The following is a 7,126-nucleotide window of genomic DNA, read 5'->3' as shown; positions in this document are numbered from 1 at the left end:
AACCCCCCCTCCCACCCCCCCCCCCCCCCCCCCCCCACCACCCCCCCCCCCCCCCCCCCCCCCCCCCCCCCCCCCCCCCCCCCCCCCCCCCCCCCGGCCCCGTCCTGCCGCCCTGCCGCCGGCCTCACTGCTCCTCGCACACCGGCCGCAGGACCGCCAGCGTGCCGTTGGCCTCGCGCAGCGCCGACTCCAGCGTGGCGGGCCGGTGCAGTGCCCCGCTGCCGTCGGGTGGCACCAGCCACTCCAGGAACCGCGTGGGCCGGTACGGCGGCGGTACGGCGACCCACGCCCCCTTGGTCGTGTACCGCAGCCCGGCCCCGATCCAGCCGCCGGACGGGTCGGGCGGCAGGAGGAACCCGACCCGGCGTGCCGCGGTGTCCACCAGCGTCGGTCCGGGCACCGGCAGGGACGGCCGCCACAGCAGGTCGAGCGTGAGCAGACCGAGCCGGTCCGGCACGCTCAGCACGTCCCAGAAGCGCCCCGCCTCCAGCAGGGAGACGCCCTCACCGTGGTCCCACTCCCACTTGCACGCCCGGGGATCCGCCGAGGCCGCCGCGAGCCACTCCACACCCTGCATCCACATCCTGTTCGTCATGCACCCGCTCCGCGATATCCCGCTCACCCGCTCCGCACGCAGGGGAACGCCCGACGCCGGGCACGCGGCGCCTCCGCACGCCAACCCGGCATATGCATGCTGGTAGATATTTCTAACTGGCGGAAGGGGTGGCGAACCCTGGCGTTTGAGGGCGAATGTTCGAACACTGCGCAGTGGTGCGAGTGTTGCTCAAAAAGGTCGAATCACCCGGACGAGGATGCGCGCTCGATTCCGTCGTCATGGCAATCGATTCGAGCGTCACCGCTTGCTACGGGGAGGATATCGGTCGTACGCTCGCGCTGTTCCGTCGCCGCCGTTCGACCAGGGGTATTCCATGGACCGCACCCGACTGCACGCCCTCCTGGCCCGCGAGAGCACCGAGGCCGAGCGGCGAAACCCCCGCTCCCGAGCGGCATATGCCGCTGCCGGCCATCTCTTCGGCCGGGTCCCGATGACGTGGATGAACAAGACCGCCGGCGCCTTCCCCCGGTACCTGGCGACCGCCCGCGGCGCCCGGGTCACCGACGTCGACGGGCACACCTACATCGACTTCTGCCTCGGCGACACGGGTGCGATGGCCGGCCACTCGCCGGCCGCGGTGACCGAGGCGGTGCACCGCCGGTTCGCCGAGCTGGGCGGGGCCACCGCGATGCTGCCGACGGAGGACGCGGAGTGGGTCGGCGCCGAGCTGACCCGCCGCTTCGGGCTCGCCCGCTGGAGCTTCTCGCTGACCGCGACGGACGCCAACCGGTGGGCGATCCGGCTCGCCCGTGCCGTCACCGGTCGCCCGAAGATCCTGGTGAACAGCTACAGCTACCACGGCAGCGTCGACGAGTCCCTCATCGTCGTCGGCCCCGACGGAAAGGGAGCCCCCCGCCCCGGGAACGTCGGCGCGCCCTGCGACGTCACCCTGACCAGCCGGGTCGCCGAGTTCAACGACCTGGACCAGCTGGAGCGCGAACTCGCCCACGGCGACGTGGCCGCCGTCCTCATGGAACCCGCCCTCACCAACATCGGCATCGTGCTGCCCGAACCCGGCTACCTGGAGGGCGTGCGCGCCCTCACCCGGCAGTACGGCACGCTGCTGATCAACGACGAGACGCACACCTTCTCGGCGGGCCCCGGCGGCTGCACCGCGGCCTGGGAGCTGGAGCCCGACCTGCTGACCATCGGCAAGGCCATCGGCGGTGGCATCCCGGCCGGCGCCTACGGCCTCTCCGCCGGCCTCGCCGAGCGGCTCCTCGCCCGCGACGACCTGGACCTGGTGGACATGGGCGGGGTCGGCGGCACCCTGGCCGGCAACGCGCTCTCGGTGGCGGCGACCCGGGCCACCCTGGAGCACGTGCTCACCGACGAGGCGTTCGGCCACATGGACCGGCTCTCCGCACGCTTCGAGGCCGGCGTCCGGGCCGCCGTGGAGGCGCACGGCCTGCCCTGGTCGGTCAGCCGGCTCGGCGCCCGCACCGAGTACCGCTTCGCCGCCCCGGCCCCGCGCACCGGCACCGAGTCCGAGGCCGCCGCCGACCCCGCCCTCGAGGACTTCCTGCACCTCTACCTCGCCAACCGGGGCATCCTCCTCACCCCGTTCCACAACATGGCCCTGATGTGCCCCGACACCACCGAAGAGGACGTCGACACCCACACCGCGGCGTTCGGCGCCGCCCTGCTCGAACTGGCCGGCTGAGGGCGGGCGGAGGAGAGGAGAAGAGAACGTGGTGCACATGGACGACATCGACCGGGCCATCCTGCGCGAACTCCAGGCCGACGGCCGGATCGCCTACGCCGACCTGGGCCCGAAGGTCGGCCTCTCCGCCTCCGCGGCCCGGCAGCGGCTGCAGCGGCTGCTGGACTCCCGGGCCGTGCAGGTCGTGGGCGTCACCGACCCGATGGCCATGGGCGGCCAGGCGATGGCCCTGCTCGGCATCGGCGTGGACGGCGACCCCCGCGCCGTGGCCGACGCGCTCGCCGGGCACCCCGCGGTGGTGTACTCCGTCTTCACCTCGGGCGGCTTCGACCTGTTCGCCGAGGTGGTCACCCCCGGACCGAAGGACCTGCTCGACTTCGTCAACGACGTGGTCCGGCCGATCGAGGGCGTACGCGAGGTCCGGTCCTTCCCGTACTTCGGCATCCACACCCACCGGTTCCTGTGGGAGGTGGGCTGAGAGCCCGGCCGGCGGCGGTGCCCCGGGCCTCAGCCGATGGCCGGTGTCAGGACCAGCATGGTGGCGTCGTCACGCACCTCGTAGTGGCGGGCCAGGTCCGCCCACACCAGCTCGCTGAGCGCGGCCGCGTCCACGCCCGCGAACCCGGCGAGCCGCTCCGGGAGCGGGTAGAAGCCCCCGGACCGGTCGCGGGCCTCCCAGACGCCGTCCGAGGCGAGGAACAGGCGGTCGCAGGGACCCAGCTCCACCGTGACCTCCTTCGCCGGGTCCACCCCCACCAGCCCCAGCCCCAGCGGGGCCCCGGGGGTGACGATCACTTCCTGGGCCTTCCCGTCGCGCAGCAGCACGGGCGCCGGATGACCGCAGGACACGATCCGCACCGACCGGAGATCGGCCGAGAACTCCAGCAGCAGGGCCGTGGCGAACAGCTCCGTGTTCGGGACGTCGGCCGAGTCCACCGCCAGTCTGCGGTCCATCCGCGCCGCCACCGACTCCAGGTCGGGCAGGTCGAGCACCGCCTCCCGGAACGCGCCGAGCAGCGACACCACCGTGGCGACGGCGGCCAGCCCGTGCCCCCGTACGTCCCCCATCACCGCCCGGACCCCGTACGGGCCGTCGCGCACGTCGAAGAAGTCCCCGCCGACCAGCGTCCCGTGCTGCGCGGCCCGGGACAGCCCCACGCACCCCACCGCGCCGACGTGCTCCGGCAGCGGCGGCAGCACGGCCCGCTGCACCGCCTCGCCCACCGCCCGCTCGGTGAGCAGCTGGGCGTCCCGGTGACTGCGTACGTAGGAGACGAACACGCTCAGCAGCGCCACGAAGGTGACCGTGAGGAGGTCGGTGTCGCCGGGAAAGTCGAGATGGGTGGCGGGCACGTTGAGCAGCAGCACCACCAGGCAGCTGAGGGCGGCGGTGGCCAGCGGACCGTAGGAGAGCACGGCGAGCGGCGGGATGGCGCCGAGCAGGAAGCCGAAGTCGTGTCCGTCCGGGCTGATCAGCGTCGCCGCAGTGACGACCCCGAGCAGGACGATGGGCAGCACCCGCACCCAGCGTGGCGGCGGCGCACCCTGCAACCAGCCACGACCGTCCCGGTAGCCGCGCGGCGACCAGCCGCGCACCGAAGTCACATCCCTAAGCTACGCCCGTGACCGGACACCGCACCTGTCCCGATCATGAAAAGCCGCGCCGGGAAAACCCGTGGACGCGTCCGGTCCGGGCCCCTAACGTATGAGCGCACGCCCGAGACCGGACGGAAGGAGGCGAGTGCGATGTATCTCACACCCATCCCGCGCTCCCTCCCCGTTTCCCGGGCGTGACAGGTCAGAGCTGACCCGGGAGCGCTCCGTACAGCACGCATCCCGGAGGAATCCGTGACCGATCCGGTCATCCGTACGATCGACGACAGCACCGACCATCTCTTCGACACCCTGCCCGACCCGTTGCGCATGCGGGAGCGGCACCGGACGGCCGGCTTCCGTGCCGACTGGAAGCGCGTCGCCCTGCGCGACGGGCGCGTGGTCGCCCGGGCCGCCTGGTGGGGCGCTCCCGGGGCGACCGAACCGATCCTGATCAACTGGTTCGACGTGGCCGAGGGCGAGGAGGAGGCCGGCGCCGAACTGCTGCGCAGCGCGCCCTGGCGGGTCGAGGAACTGGAACTCGACCTGCCCACGGGCTGGCGCGAGAACCCCGCCGTGCGCACCGCCGCCGAGACCAGCTTCAGCGCCGCCCGCAAGGCCGGCTTCGAACTCCTGGTGGAGCGGTACAACTACCGCTGGACCCCCGAGTACGGCCTGCCCGAACGGCCCGGCCGGCTCGTCTTCACTCCCGAGCCCGACGACGGGGTGTTCTTCGACGCCCTGCGCCGCATCCACTCCGTCACCCTGGACGCCCACGCCCGCCGCGCCATCGAACAGGGGGGAGTGGACCGGGCGGCCCAGGAGGAGATGGACTTCTTCCACTGGATGCCCTCGCCCAGGCAGTGGTGGCAGATCGGCCGCACGCCCGACGGCGAGCCGGTCGGCATCCACATCCCGGGGCGCAACCCGGGAGGGCCCTGCATCGGGTTCATCGGCGTCCTGCCCGAGCAGCGCGGGCACGGCTACGCCTACGACCTGCTGGTGGAGTGCACGCACTTCCTCGTCGAGCAGGGCGCCGAATTCATCGCCGCCGCCACCGACCAGGGCAACACCCCCATGGCCGCCCACTTCGCCAGGGCCGGATACCCCATCGCCCGGGAGCGGGTGAACTTCTGGGCGAGGCGCTGACACCCCCTCGCCAGGGGATGTGCGGGAGCAATGGGGCTGGTCGCGCAGTTCCCGCGCCCCTTTCAGGGGCCTCGGGCGCAGCGCCCCGTCAGGGGCGCGGGGAACTGCGCGAGCAACCACGACGGCGCCGCGGCCGAACCACGGCGCATCGCGGCCCTTCCAGCTGAGCGGCTAGCCGACGTCCTTGCCCAGCAGCGTCTCCGCCTCCGCGAGGATCTCGGTGACCCGCAGGCCGAAGGCCGCGTCGCACGGGTGCCCCTGCCCCGTGCGCGCGGCCGTGACCAGGGCGTCGGCGGCCCGGCTCAGCGCGGGAACCGCTCCTTCCGCACTCCTCGGAAGGAGCGTGACCCCCGCCTCGCCCCGCAGTTCCACATCGGCCCCGGCCGCCGCCGGCGGCGCGGTCAGGCTCAGCGTCACCGTGCTCGACGCCCCGCCTGCGTGCTCGAGGACGAGATGAACGGTGTCCGCGGGACCGTGCACCGCGGCCGCCACCCGCCGTACGTCGCCCAGCACCGGCAGCAGCACGGACAGGGCGTGCGGACCCACGTCCCACAGCGCGCCCTTCTCCCGCCGCCAGGGCGAGTCGGCGAACGGGCTCTCACCGGTGAACAGCGAGCCCAGCCACTGCGCCCGGGCCGTGAACCACCCGTCCGCGGCGGCCTGTTCCCCGATCCACGCCTCGGGCTCCTGCTGGAACCGGGTGGTGAAGAACACCACGGAGGCGACCCGCGCCCGCTCGGCCGCCTCCACCACCGCCCGCCCCTCGGCGACGCCGAGGGCGAGCGGCTTGTCCAGCAGCAGGTGCCGGCCGGCCGTCGCGGCCCGCACGGCCAGCTCCGCCTGGACGACCGGCGGCAGCGCCACGGCCACCGCGTCCACGTCGCCGAGGAGCGCGTCCACGTCGTCGTACGCCCGGACGCCGTACTCCCCGGCCAGTTCCGCGGCGGCCTCGGGGCGGCGGCCCCACACCCCGGCGAAGTCCAGCGAACCGTGCCCCGCCAGCGCGGGGGCGTACGCCGCCTGCGCCCAGGGCCCGGTGCCCAGCAGTCCGATGCGCATCTCGCGTTCCTTTCTCCGTACCCGGTCCCCCATCGTCGCCCAGCCGGTCAAGGCGTCGTGCTCCGCCCCCGGCCGGCGTGCGACCGGCACCGGTCGCTGCCGTGCGCCAGCCACCCGGCGATGGTCTCGGCGATCGGCTGGCCGGTGTCCATCTCGACGAACCCGAACTGCCCCGACTGGTTGCACTCCAGGAACCACCAGATGCCGTCGGCGTCCTCCGCGAAGTCGAAGGCGCCGTAGGCCAGCCCGGCGTCCTTCATGTACGTGTGGACCGCCTCGGCGACTCGCGGCGGCACCTGCGCCTCCTGCCAGGGGGAGTCGGACGGCGCGAACCGGACGTCCACGTCGTCGGGGTGGGCGTCCGGGCTCACCGGCTTGCGGGCGGCCAGCAACCGGTCGCCGACCACCGTGAGCCGGATGTCGGCGCGCTTGGCGACCCGCCGCTGCAACAGCGTCGGGCCGAACGCCACCGCCGCGAAGTCGGTGTCCGGCGCCACCCGGCTGGTCGGCACGGCCCGCGGCGGCTCCTGCGGATGCGCGCCCGACACCGGCTTCACCACGAGGTCCGGGAACCGCTCCGCGAAGTCCCGGGCCGCCTGCGGAAACGTGGTGATCAGCGTCGCGGGCACGGCGAGCCCGCTCTGCTGCGCCAGCCGCAGCTGCCAGGGCTTGTGGCGGGCCCGGCGGGCCGCGTCCGGATGGTTCATCCAGCGGGCCTCGGTCCCGCGCAGCATGCCGTACAGCGCCTGCTCGGACTCCTCGGTCAGCCAGGCCGACGGCTGCGCCGCCCGGGCGGCCGCCGCCCCCGGCCTGCGCACCCAGATGGAGCGCAGGCCGTTCACGCTCACCAGACGCCCGTTCACGGACAGATGTCCGCGGCTGACGCCCTGCACGTACTCGCCCGACAGGGCCACACCACTGGTCAGATCGGCAGGATCGAGACGGACGACGGGCACTCCGGCCTCGTGCAGCCGGAGGACCACCATGTCCGCCGTCACGTCCTCGTCACTGGTCAGGATGAGCACGGTCATCGTGAGGATCCGCGA

Annotated in this window: 7 protein-coding genes; 3 read left to right on the top strand and 4 right to left on the bottom strand. The window is 73.6% G+C overall.

Translation table 11 applies throughout. The features are described 5' to 3' along the window. Positions 1-124: 124 nt before the first annotated feature. Entirely contained in the window at positions 125-595 is a 471-nt protein-coding gene (locus ACZ63F_RS32945; RefSeq protein ID WP_351961427.1) for a hypothetical protein, read from the bottom strand. A 334-nt stretch (positions 596-929) separates the two neighbouring features. On the opposite strand from ACZ63F_RS32945, the gene ACZ63F_RS32940 reads away from it, so the two are divergent. Then, a complete protein-coding gene (locus ACZ63F_RS32940) occupies positions 930-2,279 on the top strand; it encodes a transaminase (protein ID WP_469716665.1) in 1,350 nt (449 codons plus the stop codon). A gap of 37 nt (positions 2,280-2,316) precedes the next feature. Next, positions 2,317-2,757 carry an Lrp/AsnC family transcriptional regulator gene (locus ACZ63F_RS32935; RefSeq protein ID WP_393814461.1) on the top strand — a complete coding sequence of 147 codons (441 nt, stop codon included), beginning with the start codon at positions 2,317-2,319 and terminating at the stop codon, positions 2,755-2,757. 29 nt (positions 2,758-2,786) lie between these two features. On the opposite strand, the gene ACZ63F_RS32930 is transcribed toward ACZ63F_RS32935, so the two are convergent. Further along, entirely contained in the window at positions 2,787-3,884 is a 1,098-nt protein-coding gene (locus tag ACZ63F_RS32930) for a PP2C family protein-serine/threonine phosphatase (RefSeq protein ID WP_469716663.1), read from the bottom strand. A gap of 243 nt (positions 3,885-4,127) precedes the next feature. Between ACZ63F_RS32930 and ACZ63F_RS32925 the strand changes: the two genes are divergently transcribed. After that, positions 4,128-5,021: a GNAT family N-acetyltransferase gene (locus ACZ63F_RS32925; RefSeq protein WP_469716661.1), complete on the top strand. Its 894-nt coding sequence runs from the start codon at positions 4,128-4,130 to the stop codon at positions 5,019-5,021. Positions 5,022-5,192: 171 nt separating this feature from the next. Here ACZ63F_RS32925 and ACZ63F_RS32920 read toward each other — a convergent pair whose 3' ends face one another. Together ACZ63F_RS32920 and tgmB are read right to left on the bottom strand one after the other, a co-directional pair. Further along, a complete protein-coding gene (locus ACZ63F_RS32920) occupies positions 5,193-6,080 on the bottom strand; it encodes a Gfo/Idh/MocA family protein (RefSeq protein WP_469716659.1) in 888 nt (295 codons plus the stop codon). Between the two features lie 47 nt (positions 6,081-6,127). Beyond that, positions 6,128-7,111 carry an ATP-grasp ribosomal peptide maturase gene (tgmB, locus tag ACZ63F_RS32915; protein ID WP_469716657.1) on the bottom strand — a complete coding sequence of 328 codons (984 nt, stop codon included), beginning with the start codon at positions 7,109-7,111 and terminating at the stop codon, positions 6,128-6,130. Between the last annotated feature and the right edge of the window lie 15 nt (positions 7,112-7,126).

The sequence above is a fragment of the Streptomyces sp. NPDC104761 genome (assembly GCF_055583445.1).
This window is presented reverse-complemented; position numbering and strand designations above follow the sequence as displayed.